Origin of the sequence: Paraburkholderia aspalathi (assembly GCF_905220735.1) — a bacterium.
In the GTDB taxonomy this organism is placed as follows: Bacteria; Pseudomonadota; Gammaproteobacteria; order Burkholderiales; family Burkholderiaceae; genus Paraburkholderia; species Paraburkholderia aspalathi.
Genome location: NZ_CAJNBA010000007.1, coordinates 222,716 through 238,307, shown reverse-complemented (window position 1 = coordinate 238,307; position 15,592 = coordinate 222,716). Strand labels below are relative to the sequence as shown.

At 59.9% G+C, this 15,592-nt stretch carries 21 protein-coding genes; 12 read left to right on the top strand and 9 right to left on the bottom strand.

Annotated elements, in window-relative coordinates; all coding sequences use genetic code 11:
- Positions 1 to 38: 38 nt before the first annotated feature.
- The 4 genes from KHO30_RS32085 (at position 39) to otsA (ending at position 4,069) form a co-directional block, all read left to right on the top strand.
- Positions 39 to 1,439, top strand: a complete 1,401-nt coding sequence (locus tag KHO30_RS32085) for a sigma-54-dependent transcriptional regulator (protein WP_093643829.1) — start codon at positions 39 to 41, stop codon at positions 1,437 to 1,439.
- Between the two features lie 400 nt (positions 1,440 to 1,839).
- Positions 1,840 to 2,064, top strand: a complete 225-nt coding sequence (locus tag KHO30_RS39380) for a hypothetical protein (protein WP_244864184.1) — start codon at positions 1,840 to 1,842, stop codon at positions 2,062 to 2,064.
- A gap of 153 nt (positions 2,065 to 2,217) precedes the next feature.
- Positions 2,218 to 2,427, top strand: coding sequence for a hypothetical protein (locus KHO30_RS32080; RefSeq protein WP_093643824.1), 210 nt, complete (start codon positions 2,218 to 2,220; stop codon positions 2,425 to 2,427).
- A 211-nt stretch (positions 2,428 to 2,638) separates the two neighbouring features.
- Positions 2,639 to 4,069 (top strand): alpha,alpha-trehalose-phosphate synthase (UDP-forming), encoded by a 1,431-nt coding sequence (otsA, locus tag KHO30_RS32075; protein ID WP_093643822.1) that lies wholly within the window; start codon positions 2,639 to 2,641, stop codon positions 4,067 to 4,069.
- Between the two features lie 188 nt (positions 4,070 to 4,257).
- Here otsA and KHO30_RS32070 read toward each other — a convergent pair whose 3' ends face one another.
- From KHO30_RS32070 to KHO30_RS32050, 5 genes are all read right to left on the bottom strand, one after another.
- On the bottom strand, positions 4,258 to 5,712 hold the full coding sequence (locus KHO30_RS32070; RefSeq protein ID WP_211703343.1) for an MFS transporter: 1,455 nt from the start codon (positions 5,710 to 5,712) through the stop codon (positions 4,258 to 4,260).
- A gap of 138 nt (positions 5,713 to 5,850) precedes the next feature.
- The gene (locus tag KHO30_RS32065; RefSeq protein ID WP_054035050.1) at positions 5,851 to 6,354 is read right to left on the bottom strand and encodes a YbhB/YbcL family Raf kinase inhibitor-like protein; all 504 of its coding nucleotides are present in this window, start codon (positions 6,352 to 6,354) and stop codon (positions 5,851 to 5,853) included.
- A gap of 195 nt (positions 6,355 to 6,549) precedes the next feature.
- Positions 6,550 to 6,996, bottom strand: a complete 447-nt coding sequence (locus tag KHO30_RS32060) for a very short patch repair endonuclease (RefSeq protein ID WP_211703342.1) — start codon at positions 6,994 to 6,996, stop codon at positions 6,550 to 6,552.
- A 30-nt stretch (positions 6,997 to 7,026) separates the two neighbouring features.
- Positions 7,027 to 8,310: a DNA (cytosine-5-)-methyltransferase gene (gene dcm, locus KHO30_RS32055; protein ID WP_211703341.1), complete on the bottom strand. Its 1,284-nt coding sequence runs from the start codon at positions 8,308 to 8,310 to the stop codon at positions 7,027 to 7,029.
- Positions 8,311 to 8,595: 285 nt separating this feature from the next.
- Complete coding sequence (locus tag KHO30_RS32050; protein ID WP_211703340.1) at positions 8,596 to 8,910, bottom strand: hypothetical protein; 315 nt, start codon at positions 8,908 to 8,910, stop codon at positions 8,596 to 8,598.
- A gap of 176 nt (positions 8,911 to 9,086) precedes the next feature.
- Here KHO30_RS32050 and KHO30_RS32045 point away from each other — a divergent pair, with 176 nt between their 5' ends.
- From KHO30_RS32045 to KHO30_RS32035, 3 genes are all read left to right on the top strand, one after another.
- Positions 9,087 to 9,278 (top strand): CsbD family protein, encoded by a 192-nt coding sequence (locus KHO30_RS32045; protein WP_035552219.1) that lies wholly within the window; start codon positions 9,087 to 9,089, stop codon positions 9,276 to 9,278.
- Between the two features lie 224 nt (positions 9,279 to 9,502).
- A complete protein-coding gene (locus tag KHO30_RS32040; protein ID WP_054035047.1) occupies positions 9,503 to 9,724 on the top strand; it encodes a hypothetical protein in 222 nt (73 codons plus the stop codon).
- A 228-nt stretch (positions 9,725 to 9,952) separates the two neighbouring features.
- On the top strand, positions 9,953 to 10,660 hold the full coding sequence (locus tag KHO30_RS32035) for a glutathione S-transferase C-terminal domain-containing protein (protein WP_211703339.1): 708 nt from the start codon (positions 9,953 to 9,955) through the stop codon (positions 10,658 to 10,660).
- A gap of 58 nt (positions 10,661 to 10,718) precedes the next feature.
- On the opposite strand, the gene KHO30_RS32030 is transcribed toward KHO30_RS32035, so the two are convergent.
- Entirely contained in the window at positions 10,719 to 10,928 is a 210-nt protein-coding gene (locus KHO30_RS32030; RefSeq protein WP_093643810.1) for a hypothetical protein, read from the bottom strand.
- A gap of 731 nt (positions 10,929 to 11,659) precedes the next feature.
- Between KHO30_RS32030 and KHO30_RS32025 the strand changes: the two genes are divergently transcribed.
- Positions 11,660 to 12,064, top strand: coding sequence for a hypothetical protein (locus KHO30_RS32025; RefSeq protein ID WP_211703338.1), 405 nt, complete (start codon positions 11,660 to 11,662; stop codon positions 12,062 to 12,064).
- A 10-nt stretch (positions 12,065 to 12,074) separates the two neighbouring features.
- Positions 12,075 to 12,269, top strand: coding sequence for a hypothetical protein (locus tag KHO30_RS32020; protein WP_211703337.1), 195 nt, complete (start codon positions 12,075 to 12,077; stop codon positions 12,267 to 12,269).
- 301 nt (positions 12,270 to 12,570) lie between these two features.
- Here the strand turns inward: KHO30_RS32020 and KHO30_RS32015 are convergent, their stop codons facing one another.
- The 3 genes from KHO30_RS32015 to KHO30_RS32005 all read right to left on the bottom strand — a co-directional run bounded on the left by KHO30_RS32015 (position 12,571) and on the right by KHO30_RS32005 (position 13,832).
- On the bottom strand, positions 12,571 to 12,918 hold the full coding sequence (locus KHO30_RS32015; RefSeq protein WP_211703336.1) for a hypothetical protein: 348 nt from the start codon (positions 12,916 to 12,918) through the stop codon (positions 12,571 to 12,573).
- Positions 12,902 to 13,204 (bottom strand): hypothetical protein, encoded by a 303-nt coding sequence (locus tag KHO30_RS32010; RefSeq protein WP_211703335.1) that lies wholly within the window; start codon positions 13,202 to 13,204, stop codon positions 12,902 to 12,904. The genes KHO30_RS32015 and KHO30_RS32010 overlap by 17 nt, the downstream gene beginning before the upstream one ends.
- A gap of 103 nt (positions 13,205 to 13,307) precedes the next feature.
- Positions 13,308 to 13,832, bottom strand: coding sequence for a hypothetical protein (locus KHO30_RS32005; RefSeq protein ID WP_211703334.1), 525 nt, complete (start codon positions 13,830 to 13,832; stop codon positions 13,308 to 13,310).
- Between the two features lie 376 nt (positions 13,833 to 14,208).
- Between KHO30_RS32005 and KHO30_RS32000 the strand changes: the two genes are divergently transcribed.
- From KHO30_RS32000 to KHO30_RS31990, 3 genes are all read left to right on the top strand, one after another.
- Entirely contained in the window at positions 14,209 to 14,604 is a 396-nt protein-coding gene (locus KHO30_RS32000) for a hypothetical protein (RefSeq protein WP_211703333.1), read from the top strand.
- Positions 14,597 to 14,872: a hypothetical protein gene (locus KHO30_RS31995; RefSeq protein ID WP_211703332.1), complete on the top strand. Its 276-nt coding sequence runs from the start codon at positions 14,597 to 14,599 to the stop codon at positions 14,870 to 14,872. The genes KHO30_RS32000 and KHO30_RS31995 overlap by 8 nt, the downstream gene beginning before the upstream one ends.
- 477 nt (positions 14,873 to 15,349) lie before the next feature.
- Positions 15,350 to 15,562 carry a helix-turn-helix domain-containing protein gene (locus KHO30_RS31990; RefSeq protein WP_211703331.1) on the top strand — a complete coding sequence of 71 codons (213 nt, stop codon included), beginning with the start codon at positions 15,350 to 15,352 and terminating at the stop codon, positions 15,560 to 15,562.
- The last annotated feature ends 30 nt before the right edge of the window (positions 15,563 to 15,592 follow it).

The following is a 15,592-nucleotide window of genomic DNA, read 5'->3' as shown; positions in this document are numbered from 1 at the left end:
CATGTCCCCCATTCACGCTTTCGGGCTTTCGAGACGCGATGCCACACGTACTGATTGTCGATGACGATGCCGGTACCCGCGAGGCGCTTTCCGCCATCATCGGGGAAGACGGTTTGACTACCGCCACTGCGGGCGATTTGCGCGAAGCGCGCATTCAACTGGTCCGGCAGATGCCGGACGTCGTCTTTACCGACCTGAAGCTGCCCGACGGCAGCGGAGTCGATCTGTTTGAAGATCTCGATCCGCGCTCCGGTGTGGAGGTGATCGTGATTACCGGTCACGCCACGGTGGAGTCGGCGGTCAACGCGCTGAAGATGGGCGCCACCGACTACCTGGTGAAGCCGATCAACATGCAGCGCGTGAAGGCGATCCTGTCGCGCTTGCCGCGCGCGGGCGACCTGAAGGCGGAAATCGGCACGTTGCGCGGCGAGTTGCGCCGCATGGGCCGCTTTGGTTTGATGCTCGGCAATTCGCCGGCTATGCAGGAGGTTTACGACCAGATCGGCCGCGTTGCGCCGACGGCGGCCTCGGTCATGCTGGTGGGAGAGTCTGGCACCGGTAAGGAAGTCGCCGCCCAGACGCTGCATCAGCTCAGCTTGCGCCGTAAGCATGCGTTCCTCGCGGTGAACTGCGGTGCGATCTCGCCGAACCTGATCGAATCGGAAATGTTCGGTCACGAGCGCGGCTCTTTCACCGGTGCGGACCGTCAGCACAAAGGCTATTTCGAACGTGCGAACGGCGGCACGCTGTTCCTCGATGAAATCACCGAAATGCCGATCGAGTTGCAGGTGAAGTTGCTGCGCGTGCTGGAAACCGGCATGTTCATGCGGGTTGGGACGACTAAGGAAATCGAAACGGATGTGCGGCTGATTGCGGCTACTAATCGCGATCCTGAGCAGGCTGTGCTGGAAGGTAAGTTGAGGCTCGATTTGTACCATCGTCTGAACGTGTTTCCGATCAGTCTGCCGCCGTTGCGCGATCGCGGTAAGGATGTTGATTTGCTTGCGCAGGCATTCCTCGATGAGCTCAATGAGCGGCACAGCACGAAGAAGCATTTTCCGGCTGCTGTGAAGGATATGTTGATGTCGTATCCGTGGCCGGGCAATGTGCGTGAGCTGAAGAATTATGTGCAGCGGGCGCACATTATGTCTGGTTCCGATTCGGATAGTACGGCTACCGTGCCGTTGCAGATTACTTTGTCCAAGCCTGCGGCTGGTACGGCGATTACGATTCCTTTTGGAACCTCGCTTGCTGAGGCTGATCGGCAGTTGATTCTGGCTACGCTTGAGCAATGTGGTGGTGTTAAGACGCGGGCCGCTGAGATTCTTGGGATTAGTTTGAAGACGCTTTATAACCGGCTTGTTGAGTATGGGAATGATGCTCGGGATGAGGGGGATGTTGCTGATGAGTCTCGAGTTGTTGGGGGCGCTGGCGCTTGAGGTTTTTGCCTGTTCGGCGCTTTTTTGTCCGTGCTCTTAGGGCTTTGGCCTTTCCTTGTTTTGGCTTTGGTGCCTTTCCTTGTTTTGTTAGTGGTCTATTAGCGTTGCCCCTGTGCGGGGCGGCACCTACTTTTCTTTGCCGCCGCAAAGAAAAGTAGGCAAAAGAAAGCGGCTCACACCACTCCTGCTAAGTGGGCACCGTGGTTTACATAGGGTAGTGGTGCATCTGGAATCTGGGTTCGTGCCGCTGCATACGCCAGTGACAAGGGTGTCATTCTTCCGGCGGCGCTGCGCGCGCCGAAGCGTAGGTCTTCGAACCATTTGTTGGTTTCTCTCTCCTTCCTTTTATTCGGCACGGGCCTTGCTGCGGTTCTCTTGAACGCAAAACGAGGTAACCGATATGCCGGAATACGCCGCCGCTTGTTCGCTTCCCCTTCCGCAGTACGCTCATCGTCCTGAGCCTAACGAGCCGCCGAATCCTGCGGAGCCTGACACTGTTCCGAGTCCGACTCCGGATCCTATCGAACCGGTTGCGCCGCCCATTGGCGATCCGCCTTCGCAGCCCACGCAAACGCCACAAGCCAGTCGGTGTCCGCCGTTGCGAGCCTCCAGCATGCAACTCTGACGTGTTCTGTGCGCTGGACCGCAGTCCAGCGCATTGATTTTATGTACTTGTTACAAAGCCGGCGCATCTTTTACCGGCAATTTACCGTCGTGAACCCTACACTGAATTGACGCCGCTCCCGATGGCGGCGGGCTTCCCCCGGAGGCATCAATCATGAGACACCCAGCACTGCGGCGTTCCGCGCGCCACTCGAAGCGCGACTCCCGGCCAAGCAGCAAGAACGCCCCAGAGGAGTCGCCGGACCCGGCTGCGCAGAACCGCGTCGCGCCCAATGCGCCGCCAGACGGCGAGCACAACCAGGGCGGCGTGCGTCAGGAAGGGTTGGAGTACCAGCGCGATCTCGGTTCGGAGCAGGACGCCTGAGTCCGTCCGACGGCCGGTAAGAAGGGTTCCGGTTTCGTCACGCAAAGCAGAAAAAAATTCCTCGTGGCGTTCTGATGCCGCGCGTTTCTGCTCGCTTGTCACATTTACATACATTTTTATTTTCAGCATCTCATAAAACGGCACGCGACTTGCGTGCACCTCTTTGGCACATATCCGTATGCAACGAAACAACTGACTAGGTGGAGCACCAATGAGCAGACTGATCGTGGTATCGAATCGTGTGGCGCCGACCCAGGAAGGCCGACCCGCGGCAGGTGGCCTCGCGATCGGCGTGCTGGACGCGTTGAAGGAAACCGGCGGAGTCTGGTTCGGCTGGAGCGGTGAAACGGTAAGTGAGCCGTCCGCACCGGTGATCGAAAAGCAGGGCAATGTGACGTACGCGACGGTGGGCCTCACCAAGCGCGACTATGACCAGTACTATCGCGGCTTTTCCAACGCGACACTGTGGCCGACGTTCCACTATCGCAACGACCTGTCGCGCTACGACCGGCAGGAATACGCGGGCTATCAGCGCGTCAACGCGACGCTCGCCAAGCAGCTCAAGGAGTTGCTCAAACCCGATGACATCATCTGGGTGCACGACTATCACCTGCTGCCGTTCGCGCGCTGCCTGCGCGAGCTCGGCGTGAAGAATCCCATCGGCTTCTTCCTGCATATTCCGTTTCCGGTGCCGGAAGTACTCCGTACCATTCCGCCGCACGAGGAATTGGTCAAGGCGATGTGCAGCTACGACGTGGTCGGTTTCCAGACCGAAGCAGACCGCCAGTCGTTCGTCGACTTTATCGAGCGCGGCCAGCACGGCACCTCGAGCGAAGACGGCATGGTGCACGCCTACAACCGTTTCCTGAAAGTGGCCGCGTACCCGATCGGCATCTATCCGGACGCGATCGCCAAGGCCGCCGAGCAGTTCACTGACCGTAAGCCGGTGCGCAGCCTGCGTGACGGCATGCGTGGACGCAAGCTGATTATGAGCGTCGACCGGCTCGATTATTCGAAGGGTCTAGTGGAGCGCTTTCAGGCGTTCGAACGGCTGCTGCTGAATGCGCCGGGTTGGCACGGACGGGTATCGCTGGTACAGATCGCGCCGCCGACACGCGCGGATGTGCAGACATATCAGCGCATTCGTCAGACGCTGGAGGGCGAAGCCGGCCGCATCAATGGTCGTTTTGCGCAACTCGACTGGACGCCGATCCAATACCTGAACCGCAAGTACGAGCGCAATCTGCTGATGGCGCTGTTCCGTCAATCGCAGGTCGGCTATGTGACGCCGCTGCGCGACGGGATGAACCTGGTCGCGAAGGAATACGTCGCATCTCAGGATCCGGCCGATCCGGGCGTACTCGTGTTGTCGCAATTCGCCGGCGCGGCTGAGCAGCTGCCGGGGGCGCTGGTCGTCAATCCGTTCGATCTGTCGCAGATGGCCGAGGCGCTGGAGCGTGCGCTGTCGATGCCGCTCGCCGAGCGTCAGGCGCGTCACGCGGACATGATGGCGCCGATGCGCGAGAACAATCTGTCGGTCTGGCGCGATACGTTCCTCGGCGATCTGCGCAACGTCGCGACCGCTTCTTCGGTGACGGCCAAAGCGGTAAAGCTCGCTGACGTGACGGCATCGTCGTCGTAGTTGTTATTAAAGGCGGCGCGGGGGTCTTCAGGAGCCGCGCGCGCTGGTCACGTCGAACTGTTTGTTTGGATAAAGCCGAAGCGTTGAAAAAGGGCGCGGACCGCTATTTGCGGTTCGCGCCCTTGTTGTATCCGGGGTCAGGCGAACAACCCGAGCAGGCCGGTCATGCGTTTAAGCCTGCAGCGCACTCACGCCGCTTGCACGTTCACGCGCTGCCTCACACGCATCATGCTGACCACGGCGGCGACCGCTGAAAAGCAGGCTGCCACATACAGCGTGATGGTCGGCCCATTCTGCGGTGCGATGCCGAAGATCAACGCGACCAACGCCGCGCCGAGCGTCTGCCCGGTCAGGCGCGCAGTGCCGAGCATCCCGCTAGCACCGCCACTGCGCTCGCGCGGCGCGGCGGACAACATGGTCCGATTGTTCGGCGACTGGAATATCCCGAAGCCCGCACCGCACAGCGCCATGCGCCACGCGATCTGCATGGGCTCGGGATGCGCGCCGAGGGTGGCGAGCAGCAGCAGGCCCACCGTCATCGTCACGAGGCCGACGCCACCCAGCCATCCGGACGATATCTTGTCCGACAGCACACCCGCAATCGGCGCGGCAATGATGATGACCGCCGGCCACGGCGTCATCAGCAAACCGGTTTCTACCTGCGACAAACCCAGCGTGTCCTGCAACAGAAATGGCAACGACACGAAAGCCAGCATCTGCGCGCAGAACGAACACACCGAGGTGCCGATCGACAGCGCGAACACCGGAATCCTCAGCAAATCGATCGGCAACAGAGGCGCGGGTTGAGTCAACTGACGGCGCACGAAGAAGTAGCCGATCACAACCGCAACGAGCGCCTCAATAACGACCCAGCGGATGTGCTCGCCGTGACCGAGACCGTCGATTGCGAAGATCAGCAGACCGAACACGAACGCGTTCATCACCGCGCTCAGATAGTCGTACGGAGACTCGTGGCCGGGATTCATCGGCAGCGCCTTGAAGCCGCCGATAATCGCCGCGATCCCGATCGGCACATTGATCGCGAACAGCCACGGCCATGGCGCGATGGCGAGCACGCCGGAGGCGACCGTCGGCCCGACCGCGGACGATATCGCAACGACCATCGCGTTGATCGCAACGCCGCGTCCAAGCTGCGAGGGCGGATAGATCATGCGTACGAGCGCCGTGTTCACGCTCATGACGCCCGCTGCGCCGAAGCCCTGGACCACGCGGGCGAGTGCGAGCGTCGGCAGTGACGTGGACAACGCGCACCCGAACGACGCCACCGTGAACAGGATCAGCCCGGCCAGATAGATACGCCGGTAGCCGATGCGATCGCCGAGCGACGCAAGCGGCAGCAGTGAAATGGTGATGGCGAGCTGGTAAGCGTTGACGACCCAGATCGAGCCGGCTGCGCTTGCATGCAGATTGCGCGCGATGGTCGGCAGCGCCACGTTGGCGATCGCGCTGTCGAGCACCGCCAGCGTGAGGGCGAGGGCGATAACCAGCATCGCCCAATAGCGTTGCGGAATCGGCAAGCCTTGTTCGGTGCTGTCCGCGAGCGGTGTGCCGGCGGCGAGTGGAGCGGCGGGGGCGGCATTGGCCGGCATCGAGCCGTCCTTGCGCGATGGTTGTGCTTGCATCGTTCTTTTGATTTGGAATGGGGCGGCGCATCCATCCTACGATGAGCCACGCGCGCCACGTGCCGCGCTGGAAAGGCAGGATGGCACGCAGCGACGATGCCGACGCTGAGACAGCGCACCGGCATCGCGTCTCACGCGTTATTTGAGTTCGTACAGGCCGGTGTGGGTGGTCGAGTCGAGTTCGTTCAGATGCGTCATGAAGCGCGCAACCGCGTTGGTGGTCTCCGCATTGATCGGCAGATGCGGCACCTTCAGCGCATGCAGGCGGAAGATATAGCGATGCGTCTTGTCGCCGCGCGGCGGCGCGGCGCCACCGAAGCCGACCGTGCCGTAGTCGTTGCGCAATTGCAGCGCGCCTTGCGGCAGCAATGAGCCATCGGTTTTGCCCGCGTTGCGCGGCAGCGATCGGGCATCAGCCGGAATGTTGACGACGACCCAGTGCCAGAAGCCGCTGCCGGTAGGCGCGTCCGGATCGTGAACGGTGAGTGCGAAGCTTTGGGTATCGGCCGGCGGCGCGTCCCATTGCAACGCGGGCGAAATGTTTTCGCCGTCTACGCCGAAGGCCTTGTCGTGGTATTCGTGGGCTTTCGGCATAAAGCCGTTGGTGGGGAAATCGTCGGACCAGAGACGGAAATCAGCCATCGTGTGCCTCCCTTCTTGGTGGTTCTGGGATGGTCGGAGCGTGCTGTTTTTGCTACCGGCTTGCCATTGAACTGCCGGCCAGTTGCTGCCTGATTTCTGCAGCGTCGGCACGCAAAAAATGCTCCGAGCTAGCCAATCGAGTGTATCACCAGCGGCTCTGGAGTTCCCTCCAGCCGGGCAGGCTACAAGCAGCTTTCAGCTGCGTTCCTCGAAGCTCGGCGCGTCACTCTTCAACCAGTCGACGAGCCGCTGCAACACCCCCTCGATATCGCGATTCGCGCCACGCAAAGCGCATTCCCATACCACCCCGACGCGCCAGCCGCTCGCAAGCAGCGCCGCGCGAACCTTCTCGTCATTGCTGCGATTGCGGCCGATCTTGTCGCGCCAGAACTCGGACCGAGTCTGCGGCCATTTGAACAGATGGCAGTCGTGACCATGCCAGAAACAGCCGTGCACCAGCACGACGGCGCGATAGCGCGGCAGCACGATATCCGGCCGGCCCGGCAGATCGCGCGCGTCTAAACGGAAGCGAAAGCCCCGGCCATGCAGCAGGCTGCGGATCAGGATTTCCGGCTTCGTATTGCGGCCGCGAATGCCGGACATCATCCGGCTACGCGTTGCGCTGTCGACGATATCGACCATCGTTAGCGTCTGGGTAGCGGATCGGGCCGCTCAGGAATAGAGCGAAAGGGCTTGCTTCGAACCATTGTGCGTCTCCACGGCGAGCAGGGTTTGCACATGCGGCAGCATGATGCGCGCCACTTCTCGCATCACCGGCATGACGACACTGTTGCCGAACTGCCGGTAAGCCTGCGTGTCGCTGACCGGAATCCTGAAGGTGTCGGGAAAGCCCATCAGCCGTGCACATTCACGCGGCGTGAGGCGCCGCGGCCGCAAGTGTTCGCCTTGATAGACCAGGATCTCCGACCCGTCCTTGTGATAACGCGCCGAGAGTGTGCGCGTGACGCTGTCGGGATAAGCCATGCCGAAACCGAAGCCATTGCCCGCCGCGCGATGCTTCGCCGCGTAGTTTTGCAGATAGGTCCAGAGATTCGGGGTGAGCGTGTACTTCGGCTGCACGCGTTTGCTCGCGTGGTCGAAGAAGCGATCGTGGTCCCATGGCAGCACCGGTTCGCTGCCGTCCGTGCGATGCAGGATCGAGCCAAGGCGCGGACCGCTTTCCGGCAGACGCAGATCGTCCCAGGAAAACGACGTCTTGCCGCGAAAGCCGACGATGATGATGCGCTCCCGATGCTGCGGCGTGAAATGCTGGCCGTCGACCACGCGGTAGTGCACTTCGTAGCCGAGCTCGTCGCGCAGCGTCTGCAGGATCACGTCGAAGGTGCGGCCTTTGTCGTGCGAGAGCAGATTCTTCACGTTCTCCAGCAGGAATGCGGCGGGGCGCTTTGCCGCGATGATTCGCGCGACGTCGAAAAACAGCGTGCCCTGCGTCGTGCATTCGAAGCCGTGTGGACGACCCAGCGCGTTTTTCTTGCTGACGCCGGCAATCGAGAACGGCTGGCACGGAAAGCCGCCAAGCAGCACGTCGTGGCTCGGCACTTCTTCGGCGGGAAAGGAGACGATGTCGCCGATCAGCGCGTGGTCGCCGCCGGGAGGGTAGTTCTCGCGATAGGTCTTGGTGGAGAAATCGTTCCACTCGCTCGTGAAGACGCAGTCGCCACCGTGCGCCTCGAAACCCATCCGAATGCCGCCGATGCCCGCAAACAGATCGATGAAGCGGAATTGGGCGTCACCGGTGGCTGAGCCGGCCTTCGTCCGGCCGCTGCTGTGCAGCAGATCGCGCAAGGCTGGTTCGAGCATCGACGGACACGGTGTTTCGCCTTTTTCCCAGCGACGTACCGTCTTGATGTCCTTACCGACGTGCGCGGCGATTTCGCGTTGAGTGAAGCGGGCGCGCGCCTGTTTGAGCAGGTCGAGCGGTGCGGCGAGGGTCACGGATGTCCTTGCTGGGAATTTTTGCGGACATTATGACCTAAGGTCGTCCCTTTTTCCTATTTTCACTGAGTGTGAGCAGAAAATTTCCGGTCGCACGAAGACCGTTTTGCCTAAATGCGAATGTCACAGTTGGACGTGTAGGCTTACAGCGTGACGCGAAATCCCCGCGTTGCGACGTGTTCAGGCCGCGACAGGGTTCGCGGCCTTTTTTTAGCTGGGTTTTAGCTGGGAAGAGTAGGGCTGAGCGGCGCGGAAGACCGGCCATCGAGCTTGCGGCGCGTCAGATCAGAGATGACGGCTGGCGGCGACGTGTAGCGGCTGGAACGGGGCGGCGGTCGGTCCGGTCCATACTGGCGGGGGTTCGGCTTCGAACCGGTCCAACTGGAGCAGGAGGCTGTCGACCGCGCACAGTTGCGCGTGGGACAGATTGCCGGTGTCGAGCAATTGGTACAGGCGCTTGCGCCAGTAGGTAACCGGCAGAATCGGTCCAGCCAGATCGCCTTGTAAAGACGGTCGCATCACGCGCCCAATATGCGCGATATCCTGGTCGACTAGCGCCGCCTGGGATGACCCCGTCAGCATAATGAGTGTGCGTTCCATGGCCCCTCCATGGCACCTTTACGGCAGGCCGGGGCGGGACTTTAGGGCTTTTTTGAAATATTTTTCGCGGTTCGGTTCGTTGGGCAAAACGGCCGGCGGGCGGCGTGGGCACACCCGTTGCTGAATCGGGATACTGGCGTAATGACGCGCCGGCATTCCAGATATCGGAGCCAAACATGAACAAGGACCAGGTAAAGGGTGTGGGTGAGCAGATCAAGGGCAAGGTCAACGAAGCCGTCGGCAAGGCCACCAACAACCCCGGTAAGGAACTTAAGGGCGACCTTCAACAAGGCGCCGGCAAGGTGCAGAAGGCCTATGGCGACGCTAAGGAAGACGCCAAGGACAATGCAAAGCGCAACGCGCCGTAATTTGGTTCGCGGTGTTGTTTGACGGGGAAAGGCGCTTCGGCGCCTTTTTCTGTTTTTACGGGGCTTGGGTGCCGGGCTCTGGCTGTTGGGTGTTAGTGCTTTTCCGTCAGACGCGGGGTACGGCGCCGTTTTGGCCTGGGAGTAACCCGGGTTCGGCGCCGTGGACGTTCCGCACGCTGTGCGCCGCCTTTAGACTTGGCGCATCCAACACGTAGGAGGCGCCTATGACACCCGAAAAAGTGCTTTCGATGTTCGAGCGGCAGTACCTCGAGGGCAAGACGCCCGTCGACCTCGAAACCCTCTGTGCGAGTTTCGCCACGTGGCTGGCGGCGACGTGGGACCAACACGATGGCGAGCAGAAGACGCTGTTGCTGACAATCGGCGCGGCTTTGTGGCGCGAAGGGTATAACCTGCGCGCCGGTACGGCTACCAAGGATTTGTGGTGAACCTGAGTGCCTTTGTGCGGTTAGGCGGTGGGGAAACGCGTCGCGTGGCAATGTTCGCGTTGGTGTGATTCGAGGCGACCCGCACTGCGGCGCTCACGCACGCGTTCTGCCGAGTCGGTTTATATTTGGCGGTCGCGTGTTCGGGTCTCTGTTCTCGGTCTTTCGGCCGGTCGCTGATTTCCGATTCCCATTTTTAGCCGCAGCTTTCGCATAAGGGTTACACCATCCATGACCGATCTCTCCGCCTTCCCGATCACGAAGAAATGGCCTGCCGAGCATCCGGACCGGATTCAGCTGTATTCGCTGCCGACGCCCAATGGCGTGAAGGTTTCGATCATGCTCGAAGAGACCGGATTGGCCTATGAGCCGCACCTCGTGCGCTTCGATACGAACGACCAGATGTCGGCGGAGTTTCTGTCGCTGAATCCGAACAACAAGATTCCGGCGATCATCGATCCGAACGGTCCGGACGGCAAGCCGCTGCCGCTGTTCGAATCCGGCGCGATTCTGATTTACCTCGCGGACAAGGCTGGCAAATTCATTCCACAGGATGCCGCCGGCCGTTATGAAGCGATCCAGTGGGTGATGTTCCAGATGGGCGGCATCGGCCCGATGTTTGGCCAGGTGGGCTTCTTCCACAAGTTCGCTGGAAAGGAATACGAAGACAAACGCCCGCGTGATCGCTATATCGGTGAGGCGAAGCGACTGCTTGCTGTGCTGGATCGGCAGCTTGAAGGGCGCGAGTGGATTTTGGGGGATCAGTACTCGATTGCTGATATCGCGACTTTCCCTTGGGTGCGTAATCTGGTCGGGTTTTACGAAGCCGGGGATCTGGTTGGGATTGACGAGTTTTCGAATGTGAAGCGGGTGCTGGCGGCGTTTGTTGCGCGTCCGGCAGTGGCCCGGGGATTGGATATTCCGAAGCGGCCTGCGTGATGGGGTGAGGGTGGTTTGTGCTGCGACTGCGATGTGATGGCGAGACCCGTTGCGGCGGTCAGGGCAGTTCGGCCGGGTTGCCACCCATCGCTCGGTAAAGGTCGCGCACAAACTCCTCGCTGACGACGTTCCACTCGGGTGAGGCATAGAGGACGTCTTCTGGATTCTTCTTGCCCCGTGCGTGACGCAGCGTGCGCACGGTCAATTCGAGAGCCATCGCTTCTTCATATAGAGGATGGCCAGGGCGGAGGCGGTCGTCGTTTTCCATGCCTGATTTTCGGCGGGCGGTGGGAATACTTTAGGTGTTGGTGGGTGGTGTGGGTTTATAGGCTGCGTGGATTTCGCGGATGTGGTCAGGCGGGTACGGTTGGCACGCAGGGCAGAGGAGAATTGGGCTTCAACCGTTCCGTATTCGGCAGACGCGTGGGTAATGACGGAGGCAAAAAAGCCCCGCCGGGCAATGCCGGGCGGGGCTTTTTGATGTGTCTGGATGTTGCTGATTGGTCCCCCGACAGAATTCATACTTCAATGTCGGTAGGGTATTTCAGCCGATTTTTAGAAATTTATGCCCCCAAGGATGCCCCTAAAAATCGTCTCTTGAGGAAATACGGGTGCGATTCCCATGTCGCGCGGCGGCCACGTCTGGCTGGCATGATCCCAGAACAGGCCGTCGCGCGACTTTGATAGTGTCGGCGCTGTCGATCATGGTCGAGCACCGGGAGTACCGGAGGTTTCAGCACAGACCGTCCCGGGACGTTCGTTTGTGTACCGTTATGCTTGAATTATTGCGTTAGGTTCATATCTAGTACCCATAAAAATCAATGACTTGAACCATTGTTGCAGTGCAAACGGAGGTGTAACACTTAATGCAGAAAGCTAAACCTTTGGGCTAGAATGCCGTCATACCTTGCAGGATAGGTCGTTGGCCGCGACACGTAGAAAGACCAAAATAATGAGGGGACAATCGTGAAAGCGCATCTGGAAGGCAGGGACCTCTAAGTGCCTGAATCGTCGGATTCGGCGGAACCGACGTTGTCGGCCGCTTCACCTAGCCAAGTGTCTTCTGCTGAGACGAAGACGGGTGCTGACGATCACAACTGGCTCCGAAGTAAGGCAATAGTGATCGGCAAGTCGTTGAGGACGATCGCAACGCCTTCGGTTATTTTGGTTGGGCATGTTGTCGGCGCGACATTGATGTTCGTCGTGCTGTTCCTCTTTTCGGTGGGTTTTGCTAAGGGACTTGACTGGGCAGACGACCGATTCGAGGTTTCGAACTTCATCAGGTTCGTATTTACTTGGTTAGAGCGGGGCAGTTTTCTGCTTGACTGTACGCTGTATGTTTTTTATCTGGCGGTTGCGGCACGCGGTTTCATGCGCGAATTGCTGCATCTCTTCAAGAAATAAGGAGGCTAGCATGGACGGTCCTACTACTCTTCGAGACGAATTTATCGGTGCTGTGAAAGAGGGTTCGAAGGGGTTTTTTGCGCCGTTAGTCCTCGCCTTCCGGGTCATGAAGAATGCTGACGCGAAGGACCTCTCTGCTTTCCGCGGTCATCCCGACACGCAGAGCGAACATACCGACTCACCGCAGACGGCAGGTAAGGTATAGGCTGCCTCCTCGCTGCGTATGAGCATACTAAGCCCCGCCCTGAGCGGGGCTTTTCATATCCCCTAGTTTTACGTCGCGGTAAAGCCCTGGCTGATTCGAAGCCCAGTCCTGCGCGCTGGGCTTTTTCACATCTGCGACCTGGCCATCCTTAACACATCGCCGTCCCCGTTCGTCTTATGCTTCGCGGATAACAAATCGGGGATCACATGAAACATCCATACCACCTTCTTGCCGGCGGCCTATTCCTGGCTTTGGCGCTTTCGTGTCTTGCTGCGCTAATGGTCGCCTGACCGACCGGCGGCTACGGGCTGATCTCGCTCTCACAGGCCGCATAAACCTCGCGGACGATCGGTGACCGGTAGTCGGGCCGCCAGCCATCTGTGAACAACTTTGTCAGCGAGTCGGCATGCCAGAACAGAGGCAACTCGGCGAAGCCCAGTGCGACTGTTTCCGATATTGCTCCCAGGTGGATGCGTTCTTTCCAATTGCCTTCGGCTCCGTTGCTAGCCAGCCAAATCCGAGTCGATTCGACGAGGTGATCGGTGCGCAGCCACTCGCCGGTGCGCGCTCGAGCGACCAGCTGGGCGAGCACCAGGTAGCAGAGCAGTTCGGCGCGGGCTTCGTCGTCGAGGTTACTTGATGACGGCATTGTCTGTCTGCGGCTGAATACACGCGAATGTCAGTTCCGCCTCCTGCGGCGTCCATCCACGCACGCCGTGCGTCTGCATGTCGACCTGATGCATCTGCTTGCCCTGGCTGCTGCAATATTCATCCGCGCGCTTCAGGCTGGTCGCTTTGATCTCTCCCCATGGCGTCATGCCGCCGCGGACCTGCGTCGTGACAGTGTAGTGGCCGTCACCGGCCGGCGTGACCTCGGATATGGTCGTGCATGCAGCGAGAATGGTCAGGACCGCAAGAGCTATTTTCGTTTTCATTGTGGACCCCGTTGTCTGCAGGATTGTGTCGCCATGTTCGCATGGCCGCAAGCTTCAGTGAGCATTTGCGTCCGACGGTCGCGCGTCGAAGACCTCCCTCGTTCTAGTCCTGAAAGTGGGGCGACGAGGATGCCGCGAGACGGGCTTTAGACAACTTCTGTTCGAGTCGCTTTAGTCGGAATTTACAAATCCACGACGTTACGAGTGCGAGAAGAAGCAGGTTCCGAACAAGTATTTCGAATGCCTCGTGTCTCCCGGGACTTATGGCGATCGCGTTTTTGTCCATTGCTATGGACAAGGCAAGAGTCAGCACTGACATCACGACCAGAATGGTTGACCCTATCGCTACCGTGTCCAATTTCTCCGTCTCTCCCTTCTGCGAGTCGAGCGAAACACCTCGGAGCGAATCGCGCGCACCGTCGATAAATGCGATGACTACAACAAACATCGCTTCGGACCCACCGAACACGGTCATCAAGTCGCCACCGCCCAATACTGCGGTAACTCCGAAAAGAACAAGAAGCGGAACTGTCGTGTAAAGAACCTGCATAAATGCCCATAAGGCATGTTCACCCAGCTCTTTTACCTGCTTTCGTGACCATTCTCGGATATCTAGCGTTGGAGTCATGTGTGCCGCAATCTCTTGTATGGAATACAGAGATAACGACAGGATTCGGCTTGACTTGAGCGGCATTGCACACCTACCAGTAAAAAATTACGCGTTCCGGCTTGACGATACCCGTGCGTAGGACTAGTCTTTAAACGTCGCTGAAACAACAGCGGCCGGGCCTGGAAACCCGAGCGAACACAGGCGGACGAACCGCCACGAGGCGGTATTTTTTCGTCCGTTGTATCATTGCGCGCCCAGTTTATGGGCGGGCCGTGGTGGGGAGGCGCTCGCGCCTGCCGGTTCCTGTGTTCCGGTTTTCCAGCCCTGCCACGTGCCTGCCCACCTCGTCTGGAAACGGAGTGGCAGGCTCTTGAAAAACACAGGAGTCCGTACCATGCAAGCCGTCAGCCACAATGCTCAATCCGGGCAAGCGCAAAATTCCTCCATCCACAAAGACAAGCCGGTAGCGTCCTGCTCCGACGTCGGGGACGCGTTTACTTTCGATCACTACAATGCCCGGGGTCCCGCGCACGTAACGGTCGAGTTCCGTCACGTCGCGGACGTCGCCCGCTCGGCCAGTGCGATCACAACGCTCGCACGCCTGGTCCACAACAGCCTTTGCGAGCCCACCATGTCCCGCGCGCAGCCGTTGGACCACGCCGCGCATCTTGGTCTGCTCAACGCAATCGAGATCATCGGCAGCTATCTCGAGGAGGCGAGCAACTCGATGCACGAGACGGCCATGGATCTGGCGGTGAACGATACGCTGGACGATGAGCGCCATGCTTAAGCGACATCTCTCCGCGGAGTACAGGGCGGGCTCGTGCGCGGCCGTCGAGTTCATGCAAAGCTGGAGCGATCGGGCCGAGATCGCACCGTGGGATATGGGCGATCAGTTTCTGTCGATGCGCGCACAGATGCCCGAGCAGCAGATGCGCGGCTTCCAGGACACGGTGTTTCATTGCCTGCAGATGGCGCTTGAAGGCAATCCGCCGATCCTGTCCGATGACGGCTGGCTCCTGGAGCTTGAAGACCCGGAGAAGTGGAAAAATGACTGATATGAACGTTCTGCCGGCCAGCCACACCGGCTGGCACAATCGGACGTTGAACCAGGCCGGATACCTGGCATAACTCCGCGTTCCGCCCGCGCCGCGAACGCAAGCCAGACTATCGGCCGGCTCGTCAGTAACAGCATCCGCGAAGAAGGCAATGACGAACCGGTCGCGCTCAGTATCGACACTCAGGGCTGCTCGACGCGCTGGAGCTGATCGCGTGCGCCATGGCACACGAAGCCGAAATGGTCGACCGTTACGCCGAGGTGGAGGCACGCTGAGCGGTATCGGCGTGCCAGGCAAGGAGTGACGTAATACGGCGCCTTCGGCTTGTGTGTCGCTTGGCCGCGGCCGCACCGGGTCGCTCGCAGGCCGGCAGGGCGGCGACGGTTCAAACCAGCACGCCGCAAGCAGCCAGATCGGTAAGGTAGCTGGTGCGGTTCGATCTGGCTGATGGCATTCCGAAATAGCGAAGAGGGCTAAATGAACGACGATCTCCGTATTGCGATCCGAGCGGTGCAGCTTTACGCGGAGCGCCACCCACGCCCCTCACAGGTCAACCAGAAGCAGGCCGCCGAGATGCTGGGCGTAAGCGCGCGCACCGTGCACAGCCTGATCAAGGCCGGAGTTCTAAAGCTCAATAAGTGCGGCCTCATCCCCATCGAGATGATTGACGCAGCGATGCGACCTGACTGACAGGCACGGACCTTTAATACACAACTTGAC